Raw genomic sequence first — 22,137 nt, 5'->3', positions numbered from 1 at the left:
CGGTCACCGCGGGTGGTGCCCTGCTTCGGTAAAAGGGGCAGAGCATGGAGTTGGACAAGGCGCTCGGGCTGATCGCCGAGGTCCCGGACTTCCCGAAGCCGGGGATCCTGTTCCGGGACTTCGCGCCGCTGTTCGCCTCGGCGGACGGGTTCGCCACGGTGACCAGCGCGCTGGCCGGCACGCTCGACCAGGACGTGGAGCTGCTGGCGGCGGTGGAGGCGCGCGGCTTCCTGCTGGCCGCCGCGCTCGGCCAGATCAGCGGGCTGGGCGTGGTCATGGTGCGCAAACCGGGCAAACTGCCGCAGGTCGCGGCCACCGCGGACTACGAGCTGGAGTACGGCACGGCCACCCTCGAGCTGCCGGCGGGCGTGGTCCAACCAGGTCAACACGTCGCGGTGATCGACGACGTGCTCGCCACCGGCGGCACCGTCGCGGCGGCGTGCGGCCTGCTGGAGCAGGTCGGCGCGGTGGTCACCGGGGTCTCCGTGGTGACCGAGCTGGCCGGGTTGGGCGGTCGCGCCGCACTGGCCGGGCGGCTGGTGCACACTCTTCACACCTGCTGACCGCGGGGCAACGGAACGCCGCCGCCCCTCCGCGCGTTACGCTGAACGCACGAGGATGACCTGATACGACGGGAGGTGCGGGTGAGCCAAGAGCTCGAGTCCGCGGCGCCTGCCAAGGACGGCGGCAAGTCCCGTCCGGTGCCGGTCCCGCCCGTCCCCCCGGCGAACGGCAACGGCAACGGCAGCAGCCGGGCGCCCTCGGCCACCCGCCGCGTCCGCGCCCGCCTGGCCCGGCGCATCACCGCCCAGCGGGCTGCCTCGGTCAAGCAGGTGCTCGAACCGCTGGCCGCGGTCCACCGCGAGATGCACCCGAGCGCCGACCTGGCCCTGCTGCAGCGCGCCTACGACGTGGCCGAGGAGCTGCACCGCAACCAGCGCCGCAAGTCGGGCGACCCGTACATCACCCACCCGCTGGCCGTGGCCACCATCCTGGCCGAGCTGGGCATGGACACCACCACGCTGGTGGCCGGCCTGCTGCACGACACGGTCGAGGACACCGGCTACCCGGTGGAGCAGCTCTCTGCCGACTTCGGTGACAAGGTGGCCCAACTGGTCGACGGTGTGACCAAGCTGGACAAGGTCAAACTGGGCACCGCGGCCGAGGCGGAGACCATCCGCAAGATGGTCATCGCGATGGCCCGCGACCCGCGCGTGCTGGTGATCAAGCTGGCCGACCGGCTGCACAACATGCGCACGATGCGCTTCCTGCCGCCGGAGAAGCAGGCCCGCAAGGCGAAGGAAACCCTCGAGGTGCTCGCCCCGCTGGCGCACCGGCTGGGCATGGCCACGGTGAAGTGGGAGCTGGAGGACCTCGCCTTCGCCATCCTGCAGCCGAAGAAGTACGACGAGATCGTGCGCCTGGTGGCCGATCGCGCGCCCTCGCGCGACACCTACCTGCGCTGGGTCATCGGCGACCTGACCACGAACCTGGACGCGTCGCGGATCACCGCCAAGGTCGAGGGCCGCCCGAAGCACTACTACTCGATCCACCAGAAGATGATCGTCCGCGGCCGCGACCTGGACGACATCCACGACCTGGTCGGCGTGCGGATCCTGGTGGAGGACGTGCGCGACTGCTACGCCGCGATGGGCGTGGTGCACGCGCTGTGGCAGCCGATGCCCGGCCGGTTCAAGGACTACATCGCGCAGCCGCGGTTCGGCGTGTACCAGTCGCTGCACACCACGGTGATCGGGCCGGACGGCAAACCGCTCGAGGTGCAGATCCGCACCTACGAGATGCACCGGACCGCCGAGTACGGCATCGCCGCGCACTGGCGGTACAAGGAGACCAAGGGCACGCACAGCGGCAACGCGGTCGACGTCGACGAGATGGCGTGGATGCGCCAGCTGCTCGACTGGCAGCGGGAGGCCGCCGACCCGGGCGAGTTCCTCGAATCGCTGCGCTACGAGCTGGCCGCGCGCGAGATCTTCGTGTTCACGCCCAAGGGCGACGTGATCACGCTGCCGGTGGATTCGACGCCGGTGGACTTCGCCTACGCGGTGCACACCGAGGTCGGGCACCGCTGCATCGGCGCGCGGGTCAACGGCAGGCTGGTCGCGCTGGAGCGCAAGCTGGAGAACGGTGAGGTCGTCGAGATCTTCACCTCGAAGGCCGAGGGCGCCGGGCCGAGCCGCGACTGGCTGAGCTTCGCCGGTTCGCCGAAGGCGCGGGCGAAGATCCGGCAGTGGTTCGCCAAGGAGCGCCGCGACGAGGCGATCGACGCGGGCAAGGAGGCGATCACCAAGGAGGTCCGCAAGGTCGGGCTGCCGTTGCAGCGGCTGGTCTCGGCGGACTCCATGGGCGCGCTGGCCACCGAGTTGCGCCACGGCGACATCAGCTCGCTCTACGCCGCGGTCGGCGAGGGGCACACCAGCGCCAAGCACGTGGTGTCGCGGCTGGTCGCGCTGATCGGCGGGGTCGAGGAGGCGGAGGAGGAGCTCGCCGAGCGGGCGACGCCGTCCACCGTGACGCGCCGCCGCGGGTCGAACGACGTCGGCGTGATCGTCAAGGGCGCGAGCGACATCTGGGCGAAGCTGGCACGCTGCTGCACGCCGGTGCCGGGCGACGAGATCCTCGGGTTCGTCACGCGTGGTGGTGGCGTGAGCGTGCACCGGACGGACTGCACCAACGCGGAGGACCTGCGGGCGCAGCCGGAGCGGCTGGTCGAGGTGGAGTGGGCGCCGTCGGAGTCGTCGGTGTTCCTGGTCGCCATCCAGGTCGAGGCGCTGGACCGGCACCGGTTGCTCTCCGACATCACCAAGGTGCTCGCCGACGAGAAGGTCAACATCCTGTCGGCCTCGGTGACCACCTCGCGCGACCGGGTGGCGGTGAGCCGGTTCTCGTTCGAGATGGGCGACCCGAAGCACCTGGGGCACGTGCTGAAGGTGGTGCGCAGCGTGGAGGGCGTCTACGACGTGTACCGGGTCACGTCGGCCTCCTGACGCGCTCGCGCGCTGCGTAAGGTGCGGTTCATGACTGACGGGCTCCAGTTCAGCGTGCACGACGAGGTCGCGCGGCTGACCTTCGCCAGGCCGGAGAAGAAGAACGCGATCACGCACGGCATGTGGTCGGGGATCGCCGACGCGGTCGCGCGGGTCGACCGCGACCCGGCGGTGAAGGTGCTGGTGCTGAGCGGGGCCGGCGCGGACTTCTCGGCGGGTGCGGACATCAGCGAGTTCGGTGCGCTGCGGTCGACCGCCGAGGCCGCGGCCACGTACGACAAGGCGATCGAAACCGCGGTCGGCGCCCTGGCGGGGTTGCGGAAGCCGACCGTCGCGCTGATCCGCGGCAACTGCATCGGCGGCGGGTGCCAGATCTCGGTGGCGTGTGACTTCCGCTTCGCCGCCGCGGGTTCACGGTTCGGCATCACCCCGGCGAAACTCGGCATCGTCTACGACTTCCAGTCCACCCGGCAGCTGGTCGACCTGATCGGCCCGGCGCACGCGAGGTACTTCCTGCTCAGCGGCTCCCTGATCGACGCGGCGCGGGCGCGGGAGATCGGCCTGCTGAACGAGGTGTACGAGGAGGCGGCCCTGGAGGACGCGGTCACCGAGTTCACCAGGACGCTGTGCTCGCGCTCGCAGACCTCGATCCGGGGGATGAACCGGATCATCGAAAAGATCCTCACCGGCCAGTCGGAGTCGGACGCGGAAATCGACCGCATCCGCCTGGACGCCCTGCACGGCGAGGACTATCAGGAAGGCGTCGCCGCCTTCCTCGCGCGGCGCCCGCCGAACTTCACCGCCCGCTGAGCGGTGCGGTGAATGTGGCTTTCACGGCACATTCCGCCGCCAACGCCACTTTCACGGCACGGTGCCGCCCCGCTGCCTGAGCCGCGCGCACGAAACCCCCGCCGCGGCCCACCCTCGCCGCGACCACGGTTCAACTCGCGCGACCACGACCCAACGCGACCGCGGTTCACCCAGGCGACCACGGTTCAACCCGCGCGACCGCGACCCAGCCCGCGCGATGTCGAATCAACTCGCGACTGCGCTATCTAGCCCCCGCCGCGATCGCGCGCGAGGCGGCCACCGCGGTTCAACCCACGCGACACAACTCAATCCCGCTGTCGCACCACGCAACCCCCGCCCATGCGTCACCCGGCCCGCTGCCGCGACGCGCGGCCCGTGCGCCCGCGCTCCGCATCCCGGCCGCCGACGTGCGGCCCCGCCGCACGCGATGCGCGACGCCGCCGCACGTGATACGCGGCCCCGCCGCGCGATGAAGCCCTGAGCACGCGAAACGGGGCGCCACCCCACCTGGGTAGCGCCCCGTTCAGCTGGTTCGACCGGTGCGTCAGCCGACCGTCGTGGCGGTGAACTTGACCGGGGTCTTCGGCTTGCCCGTGCCGTCCTGGCTGGTCGCGGCCGACTCGGGGTCGATGCCGTCGCGCGCCACCTTGTCCAGCACCTCCAAGCCCGGGTCGCCGATCGTGCCGAACACGGTGTAGTTCGGCGGCAACTGCGCGTCGCCGTAGACCATGAAGAACTGACTCCCGTTGGTGCCCTTGCCGGTGGCCGGGTCCTTGCCCGCGTTCGCCATGGCCAGGATGCCGCGGCCGTAGCTCAGCTCGGGGAACACCTCGTCGTCGAAGGTGTAGCCCGGGCCGCCCATGCCGGTCGCCTGCGGGTCACCGCACTGCAGCATCTGCAGGCCCTCGGTGCCGAGCCGGTGGCATTCGGTGTCGACGTAGTAGCCCTGGTTGATCAGGCTGACGAAGCTGTTCACGGTGCACGGCGCGAGCGCCTTGTTCAGCGTGAGCGGGATGTCGCCCGCGGTGGACTTCATCATCACGTTGACCGTGCCGTTCGACGGCACCTGCCCGGCGGCGGGCGCGTTCACCGGCTTGGCCGACGGCTTGCCCTCCTCGGCCGGGTACTCGCAGGAGACCGGGTCCGCCAGCGCCTGCGGTCGCTTCGGCTCCGGCGCCCGCTCGGTCGGGATCTGGATCGGGGCCGGGGTCGGCGGGGTGTCCGAGGCCTCCGGCGACGCGACGTCCTCGCGGTCCCGGGTCACCAGGAACACGACCAGCCCGGCGACTAGCCCCACCACGACGATCGTCACGCCGACGCCGATGATCCTGCGTCGTTTCGCCCGCTCCGCCCGTCGAGTCAGCTGCCGCTCGAGCTTGCGCTTGGCGGCTTCGCGGCGTTGCTGGTTGGTCGCCACCTGCCCTCCCGCTTCCAATCGGTGTCACACGTCGGTGTCCTGCGTGGCGGCAGTCTATTGGCACAGCCTGTGAGAACCCTGTAGAGGGGCCGCTAGGCTGGCGCGGCCGGTTCATCCGGACGGGTGGAGTGGGTCGTTTCGCGCGCTCGGAGGTGCGGTTCTTGCTCGTCGTCGGGTTCCCCAGCGGGGCCTTCGCCGCCAACTGTTACCTGGTCGCCCGCGACGCGGGGACCGAGTGCGTGATCATCGACCCCGGGCAGGAAGCCGCGCCGAAGGTCGCCGCCGCGCTCGACGAGCACCGGCTGACCCCGGTCGCCGTACTGGCCACGCACGGTCACTTCGACCACGTGGCCGACGCCGCCGCGTTCGGCCTCCCGGTGCACCTCCGCCCGGAGGACCGCGGCCTGCTCACCGACCCGGCCTCCGGCGCGAGCCCGCAACTGCTCGCCGCCCTCGGCGACGCGGTCCGCCCGGTCGAACCGGTTGAACTCGTCGACCTCACCGACGGGGACCTGGAGATCGCGGGGCTGACGATCACCGTGGCGCACACCCCAGGGCATACTCCGGGTTCGGCGATCTTCCGCCTCGGCGAGCTGGCGTTCACCGGGGACACTCTGTTCGCCGGTTCCATCGGACGGACCGACCTGCCGGGAGGCAGCGTGTCGCAGCTCGAGCAGTCCCTGGCCGACCGGCTGCTCACCCTGGACGACCGGACGGTGGTGCTGCCCGGCCACGGCGGCACCAGCACGATCGGCAGGGAACGCCAGGCCAACCCGTTCCTGACCGCCCTGAAGGTGACGCATGGCTGAGCCGGAGCAGATCGAGCCGGAACCGGCGCGGCCCAAGCCGGTCGGCCGGATCATGCTCACCTCCGAGGACCCGAAGCTGCGGCGGCGCCGCGGTTGCTCGGGCCTGGTCGGGGTGGCGATCTTCGCCGCGGCGTTCGGCGGCATCGGGGGCCTGATCGGCGGGCAGGTCGCCGGCCTGGTGGCCGCCGCGGTGGTCGCGCTGCCGCTGCTCTACCTCGTCGCGTTCAACCTGCGGCGCCGCGTGTGGCTCGAGTCGAACAAGTTGTACGTGCGCACCTGGCGGGTCCGCGAGATCGACCTGACCCAGGCCGAGCGGCTCGACCTGCTGGTCACCGACGTGCGGGGCACGCGCTCGGTCGGCCTGCTGGTCAACGCGGGCAACCGGCGCAAGACGGTGAAGATCGATCTGGCCGTCTACGCCGGGACCGGTGGCCGCGAGCTGGAGATCCTCGCGCTGCGCAAGCTCGCCGACGCGCTGGCCAACAACTTCGAGGCCAACGGCATGGTGTTCTCCCAGTTGCTCGTCGCGCAGCTGCGGGCCGAGGCGCGCGGCGACGCCGCACCGGACCGGCCGCTCTACCGCCTCGCCTCCGCGGCGCCGTCGGGCAAGCTGGCGCAACGGTTCACCATGGAGGCGGTCAGCCGCTTCGTCGCTAGCCTGGACTGACGGGTTCGCGGCTCGCGATCAACGCGGCCAGCACGGTGGTCACCGGCACGGCGGCCACGATGCCGATGCTGCCCGCGAGCGTCCGCACGATCTCCTGCGCGATGTCCTGCGACCCGAGGATCGACCCGAGCCCGACCCCGGACAGCGACGACACCAGCAGCACCGGCAGCGCCGCGCCCGCGTAGGCCATGACCAGCGTGTTGACCGCCGACCCCACGTGGTCGCGGCCGATCCGCACGCCCGCCGCGTACAACTCGCGCCACCCGAGCCCGGGGTTCGCACGCCGCAGCTCCCAGACCGCGCTCGTCTGGGTGACCGTGACGTCGTCGAGCACACCGAGCGCGCCGATCACCACGCCGGCGAGCAGCAGCCCGCGCGCGTCGATGCCGTGCCCGAGCGCGGCGATCAAGGAGGACGTGTCGTCGTCGAGGCCGGTCAGTGAAGCCGCGGCGGAGAACATTGCCGAGATGCCGCCGATCAGCGCGAGGCTGACCAGCGTGCCGAGCACGGCGACCGAGGTTCTCGCGGAGAGCCCGTGCGTCAGGTACAACGCGATGAACATGATCAGCCCGGCGCCGCAGATCGCCACCATCAGCGGGTTCTCCCCGGCCAGGATGGCGGGCAGTACGAACAGCACCAGCACCCCGAAGCTGAGCACGAGCGCACCGAGCGCGGCGAGCCCGCTCCACCGTCCGAGCACGACGACCGCGATCGCGAACAGCGCCGCCAGCGCGGCCAGCGGCAATCCGCGCTGGAAGTCGACGAGCTGGTACGAGTCGGGGTTGCGCGCGTCGTCCCCGGCGAACGACAGCACCACCGCGTCCCCGGCGGCGAACCGCGGCGTGCTCGGTTCGAGCGGCACGATCTTGCGGAGGGTCTGCCCGGCGGCGACGCCGTCGCTGAGCACCACGTCCACGGTGAGGCACTGCTGCGCGCCCTCGACCGGTGCACCCACTTGGACATCACCGGGGGACAGGCAGGGCCCGGTCGCGGTGGCGGTGACGTCGCCGTGCACCGGCGTGCCGACCAGGATGGCGGGTTGCGGGTCGGGCTGGCCCCACGGGTAGAGCAGCGCCACGCCGACGACGGTGGCCAGCGCGAGCGGGGCGAGCAGGATGATCAGCAGCTTCTTGACCCGCGCGGAGGCGGGGGTGGCGGGTCCGTGCCCATGGCCGTGTCCGTGTCCAACCGGTACGACCGGCTCTTCCGCTCGTGCCTTCGCTGGCTCGTCTCGTTCGGCCGGTTCACCTGGTTCGACACGTCGCCGCCGTGCCGGCGGGGCGCTCCGCTCGGCCTCTCGTTCTCGGTCGGCTCCTCGGCCTCGTTCCTGGTCTCGGCTTCGCTCCCGCTCGGCGGCTTCGAGGCGTTCGCGCCGCGCTTGCCGGGTCTCGCCCCGCGACCCCGCGTCGTGCGGTGGGCGCCGGGCCACAGTGCGCTCAGTCTGACCGCGCCGCTCGGACTGACCGGTTCGACCGAGTGAACCGCGCCGGGTCGGGCGCGCCGGGCCGTCAGAGGTGGCTGAGCCGGCCAGGTCGTCGCTCGTGATCCGGCGGATCGGGCCGGTCGGGGTGTCGTCACCGTCGAACCGGCGGCGGGGCGAATCGCGGGGCACGGCGACATCCTGCCCCAACCGGCGTAACGCCGGCAGGCACGGCCCCCGCGCGCTGGTATTATCCGTATTCCGAAAATAGGCCCGAAAGGCCGAAGAAGGGGAGGTCGTGGCGGCGGAGGAGAAGTCACCCGAACCGCGGCCCGCCTCGCCCGCGGTCAGCCGCACGCTGACCGTGCTGGAGACACTGGTCGCCGCCGAAGACGGCCTCACCCTCACCGCGCTCGCCAGGGCGACCGGCATCCCGCTGGCCACCTGCGCGGCCATCGTCTACACCCTCGAACAGCGCGGGTACGCCGCGCGCCGGGTGGTCGGGCGCAGCCACTTCTGGCGGGTCACGCTCCGCCTCTACGACCTCGCCGCCCCGTTGATCAAGCAGGACGACCTGGCCGAGGTCGCCCAGCCCGAACTGCGCGACCTGGCCGACGAGCTGGGCATGCCCGCGCACGTCGGCGTGCTCGACGGTGCGTCGGTGGTCTACGTGGCCAAGGCCGCGACCCCGGGGTTCATCCAGTTCGACACCTATCCCGGCAAGGTCGCGCCGTTCAACCTCACCGCGCTCGGCCGCGCCATCGCCGCCTACCTGCCAGACGAGCAGCTTGACCCGTTGCTGTCACACCTGGTCGCCGGGCGCGGCCCGAAGGCGAAGAAACCGTCCGCCCGGGTCTTCCTGGCGCAACTGGCCACGGTGCGCCAGGCCGGGTTCGCGGTGGAGGACGAGGAGGAGGAACCGGACATCGCGTGCATCGCCGCCCCGGTGTTCCACTCGGATGGCCGAATCGCCGGTTCGCTCGGCGTGACCGGATTCGCCAGGGACCTGATCGGCGCCAAACTCGACGTCGCGATCGAACTCGTTGTGCGGCAAGCGAAAGAGGTTTCCGCGAAACTCGGGTTCTAGGTCAGGTCCTTGCGCCGGGGATGACCGGAGACTTAGCATCTTCGAATCGGGGAAGCTATCTTCGAAATAGCGAATTTCAGAGGTTTCCTCGCGGGACCAACGGTGGGCAGGGGCGAGGGACACTGGAGGCGGGCGTGGGGCGTGCGCAGAATTGGGGGGCCGCCGCGCTGGCGCTGCTCCTGCTGACTTCGGCCTGTTCCAACGCGGGCGAAGGCGCGCCCGACCAGCCGCAGCCCACCGCCGACAGCGGCAAGGGCCCGATCGCGCCGGGCGGCACGCTGGTCTACGGCCAGATCGCCGGGGTCTCCCAGCTCGACCCGAACACCATCGCCAGCGGCGCGCAGACCCAGCTCCAGACGCTGCTGTGGAGCGGGCTGACCACCTGGACCCCGGAAAACACCGCGAAACCCGACCTGGCCGAGTCGTGGCAGTTCACCCCGGACTACCGGACGTGGACCTTCAAACTGCGCCCGGGCGTGAAGTACCACAACGGCAAGGCGTTCACCGCCGCCGAGGCCAAGAAGAACTTCGACCGCGTGCTCGACCCCGCGGTTCCTGCCCAGGTCGCCGCGAAGATCGACATGATCGACGCGGTGACCGCGGTGGACGACACCACGCTCGTGCTCACGCTCGACTCGCCGAACCCGGAGCTGCCGGTCGACGTGATCGACGTGCGGATGACCGACGTGGACGACCTGGCCAACATCGACCGCTCGGCCAACGGCACCGGGCCGTACAAGCTCAAGTCGTTCGTCCCGGACCAGACGGTCGAACTGGTGCGACACGACGGCTACTGGGGCCCGCGCCCGAACCTCGACGCGATCCGGATCGTGCGGTACGCCGACGCGACCGCGGCGAACGCGGCGCTGCGGGCGGGCCAGGTCCACGTGCTGTGGAGCGTCGCCCCGGACAGCGCGGCCGGGCTGGCCACCGACGGCAGGCAACTGCTCACCGCCGCCGAGCCCGCCGGGTTCGTGGTCTGGGAACTCGACACCAGCGCGGCGCCGTTCAACAACCCCAAGGCGCGCGAAGCCCTGTCGTACGCGGCGAACCGCACCGAGATGATGGCCGCCGCGTACGCCGGATACGGCGTGCCGACACCGAGGAACGCCCCGGTGAACCCGAAGAACCGGTTCTACGACCCGACGGTGCCGTCGCACGGGTTCGACCTCGAACGTGCCAAGCGCCTGTTCGCCGAGGCCGGCATCACCGAGGGCGCGACGCTGACCTTCTGGGCGGTCGCGGGCAACTACCAGGAATGGACCACGATCGGCCAGATCCTGCAGCAGGACCTGGCGAAGATCGGCATCACCCTGGAAATCCAGACCAACGAGGTGAGCACCTGGTCGGCGAAGTTCTACCCGAAGGGCAAGAGCTACCCGAACCTGCTCGCCGCCAACTACCTGTCGTTCACCCCGCCGCCGGACAGCTACCCGCTGGCCTGGTTCGAGGGCACCAAGGGCACCTGCGAGTGCAACTGGGCGGCGCCCGCCGAGTACAACGACGCCATCGCCACCATCGAGTCGGCGGGCGAGGGCCCCGAGCGCGACGCGGCGTTCAAAACCGCGCAGCGCGTGCTGAACCGCGAGAACCCGGTGATCTTCATCGGCTCGACGGCCTTCCTGTCGGTGGCGCAGCCCGAGCTCCGCGGGCTGTGGGTGCAGGCCGAGGGGACGCTGCACCTGGAGGAAGCCGGGTTCGCGGCCTAGAACGGGGGCCGGGCATGGCCGGTTATCTGCTGCGGCGGCTCGCGGTCAGCGCGCTGATGCTGCTCGGGGTCTCGGTGCTGATCTTCGTGGTGCTGCGGCTGCTCCCGGGTGATCCGACGGTGGCGCGCGTCGGCGCGGCGCAGAACATCGACCCGGCCGCGCTCGCCGCGCTGCGCGAGGAACTCGGCCTGAACGACCCGATCCCGGTCCAGTACTGGGTGTGGATCACCGGCATCTTCGGCGGCGAGCTGGGCCGGTCGTACTTCAGCCAGTTCGACGTCACGGTGCTCATCGGCCAGCGGCTGGGGCCGACGCTGGAGCTGTCGGCGGCGGGGCTGGTGCTGGCCGTGCTACTGGCCGTCGTGCTCGCGGTGCTGCCGACCGTGGTGCGCAGCCGCTGGCCCGGCAGGCTGGTCGGCGCGTACACCGTGGCGGGCATGGCGGCGCCGCCGTTCGTGTTCGGCATCGTGCTGCTGGCGATCTTCAGCGTCAAACTGGGAGTACTGCCGCAGCAGGGGTACGTGCCGCTGACCGAGGACCCGGCGGGCAACCTGCGCACGCTCGTGCTGCCCGCGCTGACCCTGGGGATCTGCCTGTCCGCCCCGCTGATCCGGCACCTGCGCGCCGCGCTGTCCGAAGTGGAGAGCACGGCGCACGTGCGCACCGCCACCGGCAAGGGCATCGGCCGCCGGGCGGTGGTGCTGCGGCACGTGCTGCCCAACGCGATGCTGCCCGCGCTGACCTCGCTCGGCGTGACCGTCGGGGGCGTGCTCTCGGGCGCGGTGGTGGTCGAGTACGTGTTCGGCTGGCCGGGCCTCGGCTCGCTGATCGTGGACTCGGTGTTCAAACGGGACTACGCGGTCATCCAGGGCACGGTGCTGCTGCTGGCCGCGGCCTTCGTGGTGGTCAACCTCGCGGTCGACCTGCTGTATGGCGTGCTCGATCCGCGCCTGCGCGTCGGGCGGGTGCGACGGTGACCGCGCCCGCGAAGCCCCCGGTGCGCCGCCTGCTCGCGCGGCCCGCCGCGGTTGTCGCGCTGGCTGTACTCGGTGCGTTCGTGCTGCTGTCGCTGCTCGCCCCGTGGGTGCTGCCGGACCCGGCGGCGATCAACGCGCGCAACCGCTTCGCCGCGCCGGGCTGGCCGCACCTGTTCGGCACCGACGAACTCGGGCGCGATCTGCTGTCGCGAGTCGCGCACGCCGGACAGCTGTCGCTGGGTTTCGCCGCCGGGGCGACGCTGGTGGCGATGGTGATCGGGGTGGCGTGGGGCCTGCTCGCGGCGGCCGGGTCGAACTGGTTGGACGAGATCCTGATGCGCGTGGCCGAGGCCGCGCTGGCCATCCCGATCGTGTTGTTCGCGCTGGTCTTCGTCGCCGCCTTCGGCTCGGCGACGCCGTCCATGATCATCGTGACCGGGTTGCTGATGAGCCCGCTGACCGCGCGGATCGCGCGCTCGGCCGTGCTCGCCGAACTCGAGTCGGAGTACGTGCGCGGCCTCGACGCGGTCGGCGTGCCGCGGTCGCGCACCCTGTTCGCCGAGGTGCTGCCGAACGCGGGGCCCGCGCTGCTCGCGCAGGCGTCGCTGAACCTCGCCACGGCGCTGATGCTGGAGGCCACCCTGAGCTTCGTCGGCCTCGGCGTGCAGCCGCCGGACGCGTCGTGGGGCACGCTGCTGAAGTCCGGGTACGACAAGCTGTTCGAGTCGATCTGGTACCCGCTGCTGCCCGCGCTGGTGCTCATCGTGGCGATCGGCGCGCTCAACGCGCTCGGCGACCAGTTGCAGCGGGTGCTGCGGGCGGGCGGGGGTGAGCGATGAGCGTGCTCACCGTCGAGGACCTGGCGATCGGCCTGCCGGACGGTCCGCCACTGGTGCACGGCCTCAGCTTGGAACTGGCCGCCGGGGAGCGGCTCGCGCTGGTCGGCGAGTCCGGGAGCGGGAAGACGATCGCGTCGCTGTCGATGCTGCGGTTGAACCCGCCGCCGACCGAGATCACCGGCGGCCGGGTCGTGTTCAACGGGCGCGACCTGGTCACCGCGACCGACCCCGAACTGGACCGGGTCCGCGGCCGGGGCATCGCGATGATCTACCAGGATCCGTTGTCCTGCTTGAACCCGGTGCGCACGATCGGCGACCAGATCGCCGAGGCGATCCGCGCGCACCGCGACGTCACCGCCGCCCAGGCGCGGGTGGCCGCCATCGACCTGCTCGGCGAGGTCGGCATCGACGACGGCGCCCGGCGCGTGCGCCAGTACCCGCACGAATTCTCCGGCGGCATGCGGCAGCGGGTGATGATCGCGATGGCGATCTCGTGCGAACCCGAGGTGCTCATCGCCGACGAGCCGACCACCGCGCTCGACGTCACCACCCAGGCCCGGATTCTGACCCTGCTCGACGACCTGGCCACGCGCCGCGGCATGGCCGTCCTGTTCATCACGCACGACCTCGCGGTCGCCTCGGAGTTCTGCGCGCGCATCCAGGTCATGCGCGAGGGCCGGGTGGTCGAGTCGGGCGCGCTGCCGGTCGTGCTGGCTGAACCGGCGCACCAGTACACCCGCGACCTCCTGCGGTCGGTGGTCACTCTGCGGACGCCGGTCGAACTGGCTGAACCGAAGCCGGAACCGCCCCTGGTCGAGGCCGATCGCCTGGTCCAGCGCTTCGGTTCCGGCGCCCCCGCGGTCGACGACGTGTCGCTGACCGTGCACCGGGGGGAGACCTTCGGGCTGGTGGGGGAGTCGGGCGCGGGCAAGTCCACACTGACGAGGCTGTTGCTCGGGCTCGACCGGCCGGCGTCGGGCGAGGTGCGGCACGAGGGCGTCGCGCTCGGTTCGCTTTCGCGCGGCGAGCTGCGGCGGCGCCGCCGCGACATGCAACTCGTGCCGCAGGACCCGGTCGGTTCGCTGAACCGCCGCAAGACAGTCGCGCAGATCGTCGGGCTGCCGCTCGCGGTGCACCGGCGCGCGTCGAAGGCGGACTGCGATCGCCGGGTGGCCGAGCTGCTCGACCTCGTCGGCCTGCCCGCCGCGTTCGCCGGGCGCTACCCGCGTGAGCTCTCGGGCGGGCAGTGCCAGCGGGTCAACATCGCCCGCGCGATCGCGCTGGAACCGTCGTTCGTGGTGCTCGACGAGGCGGTCTCCGCGGTCGACGTGGTGATCCGGGCACAGATCCTGAGCCTGCTCCGCGACCTGCAACGCGAACTCGGCCTGACCTACCTGTTCGTCTCGCACGACCTCGCCGTGGTGCGGCAGGTCGCGCCGAGGCTCGCGGTGATGCGGCACGGGCGCATCGTCGAGACGGGCAGCAGGGCGGAGCTGTTCGGCGACCCGAAGCACGAGTACACGCGCGCGCTGATCGACGCGGTCCCCGAGCTCGCCACCGGGGAGGTGTCCCGATGAACACGCGGAACGTTCCGTCGGTCGCACTGGTTGGACTCGGCGAGATCGGCCTCGGCGCCCACCTGCCCGCGTTGCTGCGCCACCCGGGCCTCCGGCTGGCGGCCGTGGTCGACCCGGACCCCGCCCGCCGGGCGCTGGCCGCCGAGCACACCGCGGCACCGGCCTTCGAAACCCTCGCCGACGTGCTGGCCGACCCGGTGATCGACGCGGTCGTGCTGGCGACACCGCCCTGGGTCACCCCCGGCCTGGTCGGTCGCGTGGCCGCGACCGGACGGTTCGTGCTCGCCGAGAAGCCGATCGCGGTGTCGTCGTCGGCCGCCGCGCCACTCGCGAAACTGCCGGCCGGCCAGCGCAAACGCGTCCAGGTGGGGTTGACCTACCGGCACGACCCCGCACTGGCGGTGCTGCGCGAATGGATCGACGGCGGCCGGCTCGGCGACGGCATCCTGGTCCGGGCGCACATCTACGACGAACGGCGTGATCCGGCCTTGCCCGAGCACGCGCGGCGGATCGAGGCCACACTGGCCCACGGAATGCCCGTGGTCCACGAGGGAGCGCACGTGTTCGACTGGTTCGCCACGCTCTTCGGCGGTCCGCCCGAGCGCCTGGAGGACTCCTGGGCGGTGTCCACCCGCCCGGACCTGCCCGCCGCGAACCTCTGCGGGGCGCGCCTGACCTATCCCGGCGGCGTCACCGTGCTCGCCGAGTTCGGCTGGCTGACCGACGCGCAGCCGCGCTGCGAGATCAGCTTCATCGGCGACCGCGGGCACGCCGAACTCGACGGCTTCACCTTCGACCTGCGGCTGACCACCGCCGCCGGGGTGGAACGCGTGGCCTTCGACGACGACCGCACCACCCGGTGCTTCGACCTGCAGCTGGACCGGTTCACCGAGCTGGTCACCGGCGCGCGGGCCGTCCCGTCCCCCGGCCTGGCCGACGGGCTGGCCGCACTGGAGATCAGCGAGCGGGTCGCCGTGCTCGCGGCTTGGAGCCTGGCATGACCGTGTTCAACTGGGACGACCGCACCCGCGCCGAACTCGGCGCGGTGCTGCCCGAAGCACTCGTGGTGCTGCCGTTCGGCGCGACCGAGCAGCACGGCCCGCACCTGGCCACCGGCACCGACGCGCTGATGGCCGCCACCATCGCCCGGCGCGCGGTCGAGGAGGCGGACCGGTCGTCCCCGCGCGACCTGGTGCTCGCCCCCTGCCTGCCGTTCGGCGCTTCCGACCACCACCTGCCCTTCGGCGGCACGCTGTCGCTGAGCACCGAGGTCGCCGTCGCGGTGCTGACCGATCTCGCCCGCTCGGTGGCCACCTGCGGCGGGCGCCGCCTGGTCGTGGTCAACGGGCACGGCGGCAACCAGGGTGTCTGCCACGCCGCGGCCGCCGCCGCGTCCGCGCGCTACGGGCTGTCGGTGTCGACCGTGCACTACTGGAACCTGGTGGCCGGCCGGTCCGCGCTCCCGGTTCCGGGGCACGCCGGCGAGTTCGAGACCTCGCTCGTGCTGGCCGTCGACCCGGACCTGGCGCGGCGCCCGGTCGAACGCACCGCACTGCCCGAGACACCCTCGCTGCCCGGCGTCGACGTGCACAACCAGGGCGACTGGCTGCGCATCGACGGCTACACCGACCGCCCGGAACTGGCCAACGCCGACAACGGGGCCAAGTGGCTGGACGAGATCGTGGCCGCGCTGGCCGACCGGCTGATCGCGCTGGCGGAACTGCCGTGATCGACTTCCACACCCATCCGCCCGCCTGGCACGCGGCGACCTGGCTCGGCGGCGCCGAATTCGGCCCCGGCGAGTTCCTCGACTTCCTCAACGGCTCCGGCATCGAGGCCGCCGTCGTGCTCGCCCACGACGGCCTGTTCAACGCCACCCCGGAGGCGAACGACGAGCTGGCCCGGTTCACCGCGGCCGACCCGGAGCGGATGATCGCGTTCGGCACGGTCAACCCGCGTCACGCCGGCGCCGCCGACGAGGTGCGCCGCTGCTTCACCGAACTGGGCTTCGGCGGCCTGAAGCTGCACCCCTGGCTGCAGGGCTTCAGCATGCACGAAACCGCGCTCGACGAGATCTGCGAGGAGGTCGAGTCGGCGGGCGGCATCCTGCTCTCGCACGACGGCTCCCCGCCGTACTCGATGCCCGGCCAGATCGCCGCGCTGGCCCGCCGCCACCCCGGCATCCCGGTGGTGCTCGGGCACGGTGGCCTGCACGATTGCTGGCGCGAGGCGCTCGCCGCCACCATCGTGACCCCGAACCTCTACCTTTGCCTGTGCGGGACGCCGCCGTACGCGGCCCGTCACATCCTCGCCCACGCGCCGGCGGGCAAGGTGCTCTTCGGCACCGACGCCGGGCTGTCCGACCGGGCGAGCCAGGACTACGCGGTGGCCAGGATCGCCGAGATCGACGGCTGGGGCGTCACCGCGAAGCAGCGGGAGGAGATGCTGGTGACCAATCCCCGGCGGCTGCTCGGCGGGTGGCTCGGATGAGCGTGCTCACCGCGAGGATCGCGGCGGTGCACACGCTGCCGGTCAGCCTGCCCGCCCATCCCGCGCTGGTGGTGCACGGCGCGAAGGGCAGCCACGACCGCTCGGACTTCCTGCTGATCCGCGTGGTCACCACCGAGGGCGTGGAGGGCTACGGCGAGGTCAGCGCGACGCCGTTGTGGAGCGGGGAGGACGCGGCCAGCGCCGAGCACTTCGTGCGCAACGTGCTGACCACCGCACTGCTCGGCCGCAAGCTGGCCCCGCCCGGCGCGCTCGAAGCGATCATGGACCGGGTGCTCGCGGCGAACCCGTTCACCAAGGCGGGGGTGTCGACCGCGCTGTGGGACGCCTACGCCCGCACCCTCGGCATGCCGCTGGCCACCGCGCTCGGCGGGCCGTACCGCGACGAGGTGCCGATCAAGCTGTCGCTCTCGGGCGACGGCGAGGTGCTGGAGAAGGCGTACCACGCGGCCGTGTCGGCCGGGTTCACCTCGTTCAAGGTCAAGGTGGGCCTCGGCATCGACGGCGACCTGACCAGGGTGGCCCGCGTGCGCGAGCTGGCCGGGCTCGGCGCGTTCATCGGGGTCGACGCGAACGGCGGCTGGAGCCGCGCCGAGGCCCGTGAAGCGGTCCGGCGGCTGAGCACCTTCGGGCCCGCGTTCGTCGAGCAGCCGGTGAAACCGTCGGACCTGGAGGGCATGGCGGCGGTGCGATCGCTGGGCCTGCCGGTGGTCGCCGACGAGTCCGTGTTCGGCGCGGACGACCTGGCCAGGGTGATCCGCGCGTCTGCGGCCGACGTGATCGGCATTTACCTCGGCAAGTCGGGCGGCCCGGCGAAGGCCGTGGTCCAGGGTCGCGTCGCGGAGACCTTCGGCTTGGACACGCTGATCGGCTCCAACGGCGAACTCGGCATCGGCGCGGCGGCCCAGCTGCACGTGGCGTGCGCGCTGCCCGCGCTCAGCGAGCTCCTGCCCTCGGACATCATCGGCGCGCACTACTACGCCGAGGACATCCTGGAAGACCCGCTGGACAGCAACGGCAAACGGGTGCGGCTCACCGACGGCCACGGCCTCGGCGTGGTGCCCCGCGACGACCTGCGGCGGCGGTTCCGGTGATCGTCGACGTGCACTCGCACACGCCGACGCACCGCGAGCCCGTGCCGCCGGACGAGCGCCGCGTGTACTCGAACTGGCGCACCGACCGCGACGTGAGCACGACCAACTCCTGGGCCGACTACGACCGCGAGATGGCCGCCGCCGACGTGACCATCGTGTTCAACATCGCCGTGGACGACCCCGAGCCGATGACCGGCCTGCCGTACGCACCGGAGCGCACGAACGACGCCACCGCCGAGTTCGCCGCCGCCGACCCCGCCCGGCGGATCGGCTTCCTCTCGGTGAACCCGCTGTGGGACCACGTCTTCGACGAGACCGAACGCTGCCGCGAGCTGGGCCTGCGCGGGGTCAAGCTCGGCCCGAACTACCAGGACTTCGACCCGCTGGGCGAGCGGGCGCTGGCCTTCTACGCCTACTGCGAGAAGGAGCAGCTGCCCATCCTGTTCCACGCCGGCGCCTCGCCGATGCGGCACGCCCCGCTGCGCTACACGCACCCGCTGGCCTTCGACGAGGTCGCGCTGCGGTTCCCGGAGCTGCGGATGGTGCTGGCGCACATGGGCCACCCGTGGGGCACCGACACGGTGGTGACCATCCGCAAGCACCCACACGTGTACGCCGACGTGTCGTCGATCTACCTGCGCCCGTGGGTCTGCTACCAGTCGCTGCTCGCCGCGCACGAGTGGGGCTGCCTGGGGAAGTTGCTGCTGGGGAGCGACTTCCCGATCGCGGGCACAGCCGAGGCGATGGCGGGCATCCGCCGCGTGAACGACATCCTGGACGGAACGGCGTTGCCGCGCGTACCGCTGGAGAAGGTCGAGGAGATCATCCACGCCGACGCACTGGGCGCGCTGGGGCTGGACCGATGAGCGCGGTCGTGGACGCGCACGTGCGCATCGGCGACGGTCGCGAGGTCGAGCTGGCGCCCGAGGAACTGCTGGCCACGATGGACCGGCTCGGTATCGACAAGGCGCTGATCTCACCGGGCGAGCGGTGCATCGCGGTCGACAACCGCGAGGGCAACGAGCTGACCGCCGCGGCGGCCGAGGCCTCCGGCGGCCGGTTGCTCGCGTACGCGGTGGCGAACCCGTGGCGCGGTCGCGCGGCACTGGACGAGCTGGCCCGTGCGGCGGAGCAGGGCGCGGTCGCGCTGGCGGTCGACTCCGTGTTGCAGGGGTTCGACCTGCTCGACGGACTCGTGGACCCGCTGCTCGAATTCGCCGCGGACCGCGGCTGGTTCGCCTACGTGCGGACGGGCACCCCGCCGAGCGCGGTACCGCTGCCGCTCGCGCTCCTGGCCCTGCGCCATCCCGGCGTGGCCTTCCTGATGGGTCGAAGTGGTGCGACCGACTTCTGGATCGACGCGGCACCCGCCCTGCGGCAGGCGCCGAACCTGTACTCCGACACGGCCTACGCGCCGTGGGACACCGTGCTCAGCGAGTTCGCACGGGACCCGGAGATCGGCACCTCGCGCGTGGTGTTCAGCACCGACGCGCCGTACACCGTGCCCGCCGCGGAGCTGCGCCGGGTGCGGGACTGGACGATCGCGGAACCGGAGCGCGCCGCCGTGCTCTCCGGGACGGTGAGCGGTTTGCTGGGCGGGTCCGGGTCGACGGGGAGAGGGTGAGCGCGGATGACCATCGCGGAGGTGCGGGCCGAGGAGGACGACTTGCTGCGGCCGCCGGTGCGCGGGGTGTCGCCGGTGCTGGAGGTGCCGTTCGCCGACAACGGCGACCTGGACGTGCCGGGGTTCCGGCGCGTGGTGCGGTACGTGCTGGGGACCGGGGTGGGCAGCGTGATGTTCCCCGGGTTCGCCTCGGAGTTCCACAAGCTGGGGGAGTGGGAGCGCGAGCTGCTCACCGGGATCCTGCTGGAGGAGACCGCCACCCGGCCCGAGGTGTCGGCGATCATCGCCGTGCAGGACCACGCCACGCGGCTGGCGGTGCGGCGCGCGGTCGCCGCGGTCGCCGCCGGGGCCGACCTGATCAACCTGCTGCCGCCCCACTTCCTGGCCCCGTCGCGCCGGTCGATCGTGTCGCACGTGCGGGCCGTGCTCGCCGCGGTCGCGCCGACGCCGGTGGTGCTGCAGTACGCGCCCACCGAGACCGGCACCAGCCTCGACGGCGCCACGCTGTCGGAAATCGCTCGTGAGCACCCGAACCTGGCGCTGGTGAAGGTCGAGTCGAGCCCACCGGGCGCGCTGATCGCGGAACTCGCCGCCGCCGACCCGCCGCTGCCCGCCGTCGAGGGCTACGCGGGGGTCCAGCTGCCGGACGCGTTCCGCCGGGGTGCGGTGGGCACGCAGCCGGGGTGCTCGTTCACCGAGGTCTACGTCGAACTGTGGCGACGGTTCAGCGAGGGCGACGAGGCCGGCGGCATGGAGCTGTACCGGCGGCTGCTGCCCTACATCTCCTACTGGATGCTCGACACCGAGCTGATCGTGGCCGCGGAGAAGCTGATCTCGGTGCGCCGGGGGCTGTTCGCCAGCGCGCACTGCCGCGAACCGGGGCACGTGCTGGACGCGGAGGAGATCCGGATGGTCGACCGGTTCCTGGCCGAGTTCGCCGACCTGCTGCCGCCGCTCGGTTGAGCGCGGGTCACTGACAGCGGGTGTCAGTGACCCGCTTCTAACCTGCGCGCCATGAACCTTCCTGTGCTCGAACTGCGGCAGTACACGCTGCGCCCCGGTCGCCGTGACGAACTGGTCGAACTGTTCGACCGCGAGTTCGTCACCGGCCAGGAGGCGTGCGGGATGCGGGTGCTCGGCCAGTTCCGCGACGCGGACGATCCGGACCGCTTCGTCTGGCTGCGGGGATTCGCGGACCTGCCGACGCGGGCCGCCTCGCTGGCGGCCTTCTATGGCGGCCCGGTCTGGGCCGAGCACGGCCCGGCCGCGAACGCGACCATGCTCGACTCCGACAACGTCCTGCTGCTGCGACCGGCCGGACCGGACGCCGGATTCGCGCCGGTCGCCACCGCGTCGACCGGGGTCTACACCGCCACGATCTGCGCGGTGGTCTCGCCCGGCTTCGGCTCTTTCTTCGCGGAATCCGTGTCGCGCCAGTTGGACCAGCCGCCGCTCGCGCAGCTCGAAACCCTGGCCGTGGAGAACAACTTCCCACGGCTGCCGGTGCGCGAGGGGGAGTCGGTCTTCGCCTGGATCTCCCGCTTCGCCGACGAGGAATCGGCCAGGAAACAGGCCTGGCGGGAACGGGTCGATTTCGGCGACACGCTGGCCGCGGAACCCCGGACGCTGGTGCTGCACCCGACCGCCGGCTCGGCACTGCGCTGAAACTGTCGGTGCCGCGTGCGAGTCTGCCTGGCATGGGTACCTGGGACACCGGGCCCTTCGACAGCGACGCGGCGCGCACATTCGCCGCCGAGCTGGACGAAGTGGACGAGGAGTTCCGGCCGGAGGTGATCCGTCGAGCGGTGGCGAGCGCGGCGGATTCGACCGGATGGCTGGACTCGGGCACCGGGCAACGAGCGGTCGCGGCGGCAGCGTTGGTCGCTGCCGGGCAGCCGGGTGGAGCAGCCGTGGACATGCGTGGCGGACCGGAACTTCCGGTGCCACCACTGAGCGAGCAGTACCGGGAAATCGCCGCGCGCGCACTCGCGCGGGTGGGCGGACCGGAGTCCGAACTGGCCGAACTGTGGGAGGAGGGCGAGGCCGCTGGACCATGGCGACGGGAGCTGGCGCTGTTGCGCGATTTGCTGCGCCCGGAGCCGAAAGTGCGTATCGAGCCGTGGACGGCCGATGATCTGTGGCTGCTCCGGCGGGCCAACACGCCGGAAATGACCGCGCACACGGGCGGTCCGGAAACGGAGGAGAAGCTGCTCGATCGGCAGCGGCGCTATCTGGACACCGCGCGTCCCGATTCGGTGGACCGCATGTTCCGGATCCGGTTCGACGGCGAACTGGCGGGCACCGTGGGCTACTGGAAGCGAACCTGGCTGGGAAAGGAGGTGTACGAAACCGGCTGGGGAGTGTTTCCGGAGTTCCGGGGCAAGGGCGTCGCGGTGCGGGCGGTACGGCTGGCACTGGCGAGCGCGCGAGAAGAAGCGCGGTTCGCCGAGGTGCACGCCTATCCGTCGGTGCACAACGCGCCATCCAACGCGCTGTGCCGGAAAGCGGGCTTCACCTTCGTCGCGCCGTGCGAGTTCGAACACCCGCCGGGGCACTGGATGCAGTGCAACGACTGGCGCTTCGAACTCCTCTGA

Annotated in this window: 22 protein-coding genes; 20 read left to right on the top strand and 2 right to left on the bottom strand. The window is 71.8% G+C overall.

Annotated features, from left to right (window positions below; all coding sequences use genetic code 11):
- Nucleotides 1-44 precede the first annotated feature (44 nt).
- From JYK18_RS38895 to JYK18_RS38885, 3 genes are all read left to right on the top strand, one after another.
- A complete protein-coding gene (locus JYK18_RS38895) occupies nucleotides 45-563 on the top strand; it encodes an adenine phosphoribosyltransferase (protein WP_206808827.1) in 519 nt (172 codons plus the stop codon).
- A 138-nt stretch (nucleotides 564-701) separates the two neighbouring features.
- Nucleotides 702-3,005, top strand: a complete 2,304-nt coding sequence (locus JYK18_RS38890; protein WP_307796345.1) for a bifunctional (p)ppGpp synthetase/guanosine-3',5'-bis(diphosphate) 3'-pyrophosphohydrolase — start codon at nucleotides 702-704, stop codon at nucleotides 3,003-3,005.
- A gap of 30 nt (nucleotides 3,006-3,035) precedes the next feature.
- Entirely contained in the window at nucleotides 3,036-3,815 is a 780-nt protein-coding gene (locus JYK18_RS38885; RefSeq protein WP_206808824.1) for an enoyl-CoA hydratase-related protein, read from the top strand.
- Nucleotides 3,816-4,359: 544 nt separating this feature from the next.
- Here JYK18_RS38885 and JYK18_RS38880 read toward each other — a convergent pair.
- Nucleotides 4,360-5,232, bottom strand: a complete 873-nt coding sequence (locus tag JYK18_RS38880; RefSeq protein ID WP_206808821.1) for a peptidylprolyl isomerase — start codon at nucleotides 5,230-5,232, stop codon at nucleotides 4,360-4,362.
- A 161-nt stretch (nucleotides 5,233-5,393) separates the two neighbouring features.
- On the opposite strand from JYK18_RS38880, the gene JYK18_RS38875 reads away from it, so the two are divergent.
- Both JYK18_RS38875 and JYK18_RS38870 read left to right on the top strand, forming a co-directional pair.
- Nucleotides 5,394-6,041, top strand: a complete 648-nt coding sequence (locus tag JYK18_RS38875; RefSeq protein WP_206808819.1) for an MBL fold metallo-hydrolase — start codon at nucleotides 5,394-5,396, stop codon at nucleotides 6,039-6,041.
- Nucleotides 6,042-6,093: 52 nt separating this feature from the next.
- Nucleotides 6,094-6,708, top strand: a complete 615-nt coding sequence (locus JYK18_RS38870; protein WP_374195117.1) for a hypothetical protein — start codon at nucleotides 6,094-6,096, stop codon at nucleotides 6,706-6,708.
- On the opposite strand, the gene JYK18_RS38865 is transcribed toward JYK18_RS38870, so the two are convergent.
- Nucleotides 6,695-7,786 carry a YibE/F family protein gene (locus tag JYK18_RS38865; protein WP_206810088.1) on the bottom strand — a complete coding sequence of 364 codons (1,092 nt, stop codon included), beginning with the start codon at nucleotides 7,784-7,786 and terminating at the stop codon, nucleotides 6,695-6,697. The two genes, JYK18_RS38870 and JYK18_RS38865, sit on opposite strands and share 14 nt — an antisense overlap.
- 84 nt (nucleotides 7,787-7,870) lie before the next feature.
- Here JYK18_RS38865 and JYK18_RS48355 point away from each other — a divergent pair, with 84 nt between their 5' ends.
- The 15 genes from JYK18_RS48355 (at nucleotide 7,871) to JYK18_RS38790 (ending at nucleotide 22,137) form a co-directional block, all read left to right on the top strand.
- Nucleotides 7,871-8,188: a hypothetical protein gene (locus JYK18_RS48355; RefSeq protein ID WP_206810087.1), complete on the top strand. Its 318-nt coding sequence runs from the start codon at nucleotides 7,871-7,873 to the stop codon at nucleotides 8,186-8,188.
- 238 nt (nucleotides 8,189-8,426) lie between these two features.
- Nucleotides 8,427-9,215, top strand: a complete 789-nt coding sequence (locus JYK18_RS48170) for an IclR family transcriptional regulator (RefSeq protein ID WP_206808816.1) — start codon at nucleotides 8,427-8,429, stop codon at nucleotides 9,213-9,215.
- 134 nt (nucleotides 9,216-9,349) lie between these two features.
- On the top strand, nucleotides 9,350-10,924 hold the full coding sequence (locus tag JYK18_RS38850; protein WP_206808815.1) for an ABC transporter substrate-binding protein: 1,575 nt from the start codon (nucleotides 9,350-9,352) through the stop codon (nucleotides 10,922-10,924).
- Nucleotides 10,925-10,938: 14 nt separating this feature from the next.
- Complete coding sequence (locus JYK18_RS38845) at nucleotides 10,939-11,901, top strand: ABC transporter permease (RefSeq protein ID WP_206808814.1); 963 nt, start codon at nucleotides 10,939-10,941, stop codon at nucleotides 11,899-11,901.
- Complete coding sequence (locus tag JYK18_RS38840; protein WP_206808813.1) at nucleotides 11,898-12,740, top strand: ABC transporter permease; 843 nt, start codon at nucleotides 11,898-11,900, stop codon at nucleotides 12,738-12,740. Before JYK18_RS38845 ends, JYK18_RS38840 begins: the two co-directional genes overlap by 4 nt.
- Nucleotides 12,737-14,317: an ABC transporter ATP-binding protein gene (locus tag JYK18_RS38835; protein ID WP_206808812.1), complete on the top strand. Its 1,581-nt coding sequence runs from the start codon at nucleotides 12,737-12,739 to the stop codon at nucleotides 14,315-14,317. The genes JYK18_RS38840 and JYK18_RS38835 overlap by 4 nt, the downstream gene beginning before the upstream one ends.
- Nucleotides 14,314-15,318: a Gfo/Idh/MocA family protein gene (locus JYK18_RS38830; protein WP_206808811.1), complete on the top strand. Its 1,005-nt coding sequence runs from the start codon at nucleotides 14,314-14,316 to the stop codon at nucleotides 15,316-15,318. The genes JYK18_RS38835 and JYK18_RS38830 overlap by 4 nt, the downstream gene beginning before the upstream one ends.
- Nucleotides 15,315-16,046 carry a creatininase family protein gene (locus JYK18_RS38825; protein ID WP_206808810.1) on the top strand — a complete coding sequence of 244 codons (732 nt, stop codon included), beginning with the start codon at nucleotides 15,315-15,317 and terminating at the stop codon, nucleotides 16,044-16,046. The genes JYK18_RS38830 and JYK18_RS38825 overlap by 4 nt, the downstream gene beginning before the upstream one ends.
- Nucleotides 16,043-16,807 (top strand): amidohydrolase family protein, encoded by a 765-nt coding sequence (locus JYK18_RS38820; protein WP_206808809.1) that lies wholly within the window; start codon nucleotides 16,043-16,045, stop codon nucleotides 16,805-16,807. The genes JYK18_RS38825 and JYK18_RS38820 overlap by 4 nt, the downstream gene beginning before the upstream one ends.
- On the top strand, nucleotides 16,804-17,919 hold the full coding sequence (locus JYK18_RS38815) for a mandelate racemase/muconate lactonizing enzyme family protein (protein WP_206808807.1): 1,116 nt from the start codon (nucleotides 16,804-16,806) through the stop codon (nucleotides 17,917-17,919). The genes JYK18_RS38820 and JYK18_RS38815 overlap by 4 nt, the downstream gene beginning before the upstream one ends.
- Nucleotides 17,916-18,785 carry an amidohydrolase family protein gene (locus JYK18_RS38810; RefSeq protein WP_206808804.1) on the top strand — a complete coding sequence of 290 codons (870 nt, stop codon included), beginning with the start codon at nucleotides 17,916-17,918 and terminating at the stop codon, nucleotides 18,783-18,785. Before JYK18_RS38815 ends, JYK18_RS38810 begins: the two co-directional genes overlap by 4 nt.
- Complete coding sequence (locus JYK18_RS38805; protein WP_206808803.1) at nucleotides 18,782-19,543, top strand: amidohydrolase family protein; 762 nt, start codon at nucleotides 18,782-18,784, stop codon at nucleotides 19,541-19,543. Before JYK18_RS38810 ends, JYK18_RS38805 begins: the two co-directional genes overlap by 4 nt.
- A gap of 6 nt (nucleotides 19,544-19,549) precedes the next feature.
- On the top strand, nucleotides 19,550-20,506 hold the full coding sequence (locus JYK18_RS38800; protein WP_242583955.1) for a dihydrodipicolinate synthase family protein: 957 nt from the start codon (nucleotides 19,550-19,552) through the stop codon (nucleotides 20,504-20,506).
- 51 nt (nucleotides 20,507-20,557) lie between these two features.
- Nucleotides 20,558-21,208 carry an NIPSNAP family protein gene (locus tag JYK18_RS38795; protein ID WP_206808802.1) on the top strand — a complete coding sequence of 217 codons (651 nt, stop codon included), beginning with the start codon at nucleotides 20,558-20,560 and terminating at the stop codon, nucleotides 21,206-21,208.
- Between the two features lie 32 nt (nucleotides 21,209-21,240).
- Nucleotides 21,241-22,137: a GNAT family N-acetyltransferase gene (locus JYK18_RS38790; RefSeq protein ID WP_206808801.1), complete on the top strand. Its 897-nt coding sequence runs from the start codon at nucleotides 21,241-21,243 to the stop codon at nucleotides 22,135-22,137.

Origin of the sequence: Amycolatopsis sp. 195334CR, from assembly GCF_017309385.1 — a bacterium.
Lineage (GTDB): Bacteria > Actinomycetota > Actinomycetes > Mycobacteriales > Pseudonocardiaceae > Amycolatopsis.
The sequence above is the reverse complement of the archived record's forward strand: the minus strand, read 5'-3'. Positions and strand labels throughout refer to the sequence as shown.

Coding starts and splice junctions, on each gene's coding strand:
- JYK18_RS38870 (WP_374195117.1), top strand. CDS start 6,094: ATGCTCACCTCCGAGGACCCGAAGCTGCGGCGGCGCCGCGGTTGCTCG.
- JYK18_RS38805 (WP_206808803.1), top strand. CDS start 18,782: ATGAGCGCGGTCGTGGACGCGCACGTGCGCATCGGCGACGGTCGCGAG.
- JYK18_RS38790 (WP_206808801.1), top strand. CDS start 21,241: ATGGGTACCTGGGACACCGGGCCCTTCGACAGCGACGCGGCGCGCACA.
- JYK18_RS38800 (WP_242583955.1), top strand. CDS start 19,550: ATGACCATCGCGGAGGTGCGGGCCGAGGAGGACGACTTGCTGCGGCCG.
- JYK18_RS38815 (WP_206808807.1), top strand. CDS start 16,804: ATGAGCGTGCTCACCGCGAGGATCGCGGCGGTGCACACGCTGCCGGTC.
- JYK18_RS38895 (WP_206808827.1), top strand. CDS start 45: ATGGAGTTGGACAAGGCGCTCGGGCTGATCGCCGAGGTCCCGGACTTC.
- JYK18_RS38835 (WP_206808812.1), top strand. CDS start 12,737: ATGAGCGTGCTCACCGTCGAGGACCTGGCGATCGGCCTGCCGGACGGT.
- JYK18_RS38830 (WP_206808811.1), top strand. CDS start 14,314: ATGAACACGCGGAACGTTCCGTCGGTCGCACTGGTTGGACTCGGCGAG.
- JYK18_RS38845 (WP_206808814.1), top strand. CDS start 10,939: ATGGCCGGTTATCTGCTGCGGCGGCTCGCGGTCAGCGCGCTGATGCTG.
- JYK18_RS38885 (WP_206808824.1), top strand. CDS start 3,036: ATGACTGACGGGCTCCAGTTCAGCGTGCACGACGAGGTCGCGCGGCTG.
- JYK18_RS38795 (WP_206808802.1), top strand. CDS start 20,558: ATGAACCTTCCTGTGCTCGAACTGCGGCAGTACACGCTGCGCCCCGGT.
- JYK18_RS38825 (WP_206808810.1), top strand. CDS start 15,315: ATGACCGTGTTCAACTGGGACGACCGCACCCGCGCCGAACTCGGCGCG.